Here is a 561-nt window from a genome sequence, read left to right as displayed (position 1 = left end):
GGCGCCCGACGCGGTGGTGCTGGACACCACCGAGCTGGGCATCGACGAGGTCGTGGCGCGGATGCGCGACCTGCTCACCGAGCGGGGCGTGGCATGAGTAGCGCGGTCGTGTCTCATGACGCTCCGGAGCGAAGCGGAGGAGTGGCATGAGCGAGGGTTCCTGGGTGGAGCTGCGTGAGCCCGACGTCGCCGTCGAGGAGCCGAGCGGCCCGCAGCCGGTGGTGGCCGTGGTCGGCCGCCCCAACGTGGGTAAGTCGACGCTGGTCAACCGGATCATCGGCCGCCGGCAGGCGGTCGTCGAGGACGTTCCCGGCGTGACCCGCGACCGGGTCCCGTACGACGCGCAGTGGAACGGCCGGGCGTTCACGGTGGTGGACACCGGCGGTTGGGAGCCGGACGCCAAGGATCGGGCGGCGGCCATCGCGGCGCAGGCCGAGACGGCTGTCGTCACCGCCGACGTGGTGCTCTTCGTGGTCGACGCGATGGTGGGCTCCACCGACGTGGACGAGGCCGCGGTGAAGATGCTGCGGCGCAGCGCCAAGCCGGTGATCCTGGTGGCCA

The 561-nt window shown here is 72.2% G+C and carries 1 protein-coding gene and 1 pseudogene; both read left to right on the top strand.

Annotated elements, in window-relative coordinates; genetic code table 11:
• Positions 1-97, top strand: a pseudogene (locus tag KBX53_RS35285) ((d)CMP kinase); the annotation flags it as partial.
• 49 nt (positions 98-146) lie between these two features.
• Positions 147-561 (top strand): GTPase (locus tag KBX53_RS35280; RefSeq protein WP_247676654.1); only part of this gene is annotated, 415 nt, incomplete at its 3' end.

It is taken from the genome of Micromonospora sp. M51, from assembly GCF_018070305.1.
GTDB classification, from domain to species: Bacteria; Actinomycetota; Actinomycetes; order Mycobacteriales; family Micromonosporaceae; genus Micromonospora; species Micromonospora parva.
The sequence above is the reverse complement of the archived record's forward strand: the minus strand, read 5'-3'. Positions and strand labels throughout refer to the sequence as shown.